We start from the raw sequence: 2,568 nt of genomic DNA on the forward strand, positions 1-2,568 counted from the left end.
GGCGGAGGCGGGAGCCCCAGCGCTGGATGAGCTCGGGAGAGCAGGCCTCACCGGCGGAGATGAGGGTTTGGAGGGAGGGGAGGTCCTCGGGGCGCATCTGGGCGAGGACGGAGGGAGTGAGGGTGACGGCGGAGATGGACTCGTCGCGGAGCAAGTCGCGCAGAGGAGCGCCCGGGAGGAGGCGCTCGCGAGGAGCGAGGACGAGGGTGGAGCCGGCGAGGAGAGCGCCGAAGATTTCGGCGACGGAGGCGTCGAAGCCGAAGGCGGCGTACTGGAGGACGCGGGAGGTGGGGGTGAAGCCGTGGGCGCGTCCGGCGGTGAGGGCGGTGTTGGAGAGGCCGCGGTGCTGGAGGAGGGTGCCCTTGGGAGTGCCGGTGGAGCCGGAGGTGTAGATGACGTAGGCGAGGTTGTCGGCGGAGGTGCCGGAGACCGGAGCGGACTCGGGCTGCGTCGCGATGAAGCTCGCGTCGACGTCGAGCAACACGAGTTGTTGCGCGCTGGTGGGCAGCTCGTCGGCGATGTCCTCCGTCGTGACGAGCACGGGAGCGGCGCAGTCACGGAGCATGAAGGAGAGACGCTCGACGGGGTACGAAGGATCGAGCGGGACCCAGGCTCCGCCAGCCTTGAGGATGGCGAGGATGGAGACGACGAGGTCCAGCGAGCGCTCAAGGCAGAGCGCGACGGGGACCTCGGCCCTGATTCCGAGCGAGCGCAGGTGGTTCGCGAGGCGGTTGGCGCGAGCGTCGAGCTGCGCGTAGGTGAGCGACTCGCCCTCGAAGCGCAGGGCGGTGGCGTCTGGCGTGCGCGCGGCCTGGGCCTCGAACAACGCGTGCGCGGTGGACTCGCGGGGGAAGTCCCGCGCCGTGTTGTTCCACTCGACGAGCACCCGTTGCTGCTCGTCCCGCTGCATCAGCGGCAGCGTGGAGACGGGCGCCTGGGGCTGGGCCGCCGCCGCTTCGAGGACCGTGCTCAGGTGGCTCAGCAGTCCGTTGATGGTGTCCGAGGTGAAGAGGTCGGTGCGGTACTCGACGCTGCAACCCAGGCCCCGTGCTGTCTCCTGGAGGGCGAGGGTGATGTCGAGCCGTGCTGTTCCCGTCTCGCTGCTCAGCGGGCGGAACGTGAGACCCTGGACCTTCAGCTCCTCGTCCGGCTGGTTCTGGAGCACCAGCTTGACCTGGAAGAGCGGCGCGAAGCCGAGACCGCGCTCGGGGTTGATGGCCTTGACCAACTCCTCGAACGGCAGATCCTGGTGCGCATAGGCGCCCAGCGTGTCCGCCTTCACGCGCTCCAGCAGCTCACGGAAGGATGGGTTGCCGCCCAGTCGCGCCCGCAGGGCGAGCTGGTTGATGAAGAAGCCGATGAGGCCTTCGGTCTCCGCGCGGTTGCGGTTGGCGATGTCGGTGCCGATGACGAAGTCCTGCTGTCCCGAGTAGCGGGACAGGACGACCTGGAAGCCGGCGACCAACGCCATGAAGAGCGTGGTGCCCTCCTGGCGGCACATTGCGTTGAGCGAGTCGACCAGCTCACGCGGGAGCATCCGTTCGACCCGTGCGCCCTGGAAGCCCTGCACCAGCGGACGCGGAAAGTCCGAGGGGAGCTCCAGTTGCAGCGACGCTCCGGACAGATTCGCGCGCCACCAGTCGAGCTGGGCGTCGAGCGCCTCGCCCTGGAGCCACTGGCGCTGCCAGACGGAGAAGTCGGCGTACTGGATGGGCAGCGGTGAGAGTTGCGCGGCCTCGCCGCCAGAGAACTGTCGGTAGAAGGCCGCCAGCTCGCGGACGATGACGCTGACAGACCACCCATCCGAGACGATGTGGTGATTGGTGACGAGCAGCAGGTACTCGTCATCGGCGAGGCGCACGAGGGTGGCGTGCACCAGCGGGCCACGAGACATGTCGAAGGAGTGAATCGCTTCCTCGCGCATGAGCCGCTGGGCTTCGGCGTCGCGAGAGGAGGAGTCCAGGGCGCGCAGGTCGACGACAGGCAGCGCCAGTCGGACATCGGACTGGATGCGCTGGACGGGCTGCCCTTCGTGCATGGCGAAGTGGGTGCGAAGCACCTCGTGCCGCTCAATCAGCGCGTTGAAGGACTGACGCAGGGCCTCCGTGTGGAGATTGCCGGTGAGCTTGAGAGCCCAGGGGATGTTGAAGGTGGACGCGCCAGGATCGAGCTGGTCGAGGAACCAGAGACGCTGCTGGGCGAAGGAGAGGGGCAGCGGCTGTGCGCGGTCGACAGGGACGAGTGCCGGCTGGCGAGACGAGGAGCCGTGGAGCAACTCCAGCCGCTCGGAGAGAAGCGCGACGGTGGGAGAGGAGAAGAGCTCACCGAGGGGCAACTCAACGTCGAAGGTAGAGCGGATGCGGGAGACGACCTGGGTGGCGAGGAGGGAGTGGCCGCCCAACTCGAAGAAGTCGCCGTGGACGCTGACGCGCTCCAGGCCAAGGACGTCGGCGAAGATGGAGGCAAGACGCGTCTGGGTAGGAGTGGAAGGTGGATCGAAGTCGTCGCCAGAAGTGGCGGCGGCGAAGTCGGGAGGCGGGAGCGCCTTCCTGTCGAGCTTGCCGTTGG

At 68.3% G+C, this 2,568-nt stretch carries 1 protein-coding gene; it reads right to left on the reverse strand.

Going from position 1 to position 2,568, the window contains the following annotated elements; all coding sequences use genetic code 11:
* On the reverse strand, positions 1-2,568 hold a 2,568-nt coding region (locus HUW62_RS46695; protein WP_176438129.1), incomplete at both ends, for a condensation domain-containing protein.

The organism is Myxococcus sp. AM011, from assembly GCF_013372595.1.
In the GTDB taxonomy this organism is placed as follows: Bacteria; Myxococcota; Myxococcia; order Myxococcales; family Myxococcaceae; genus Myxococcus; species Myxococcus eversor.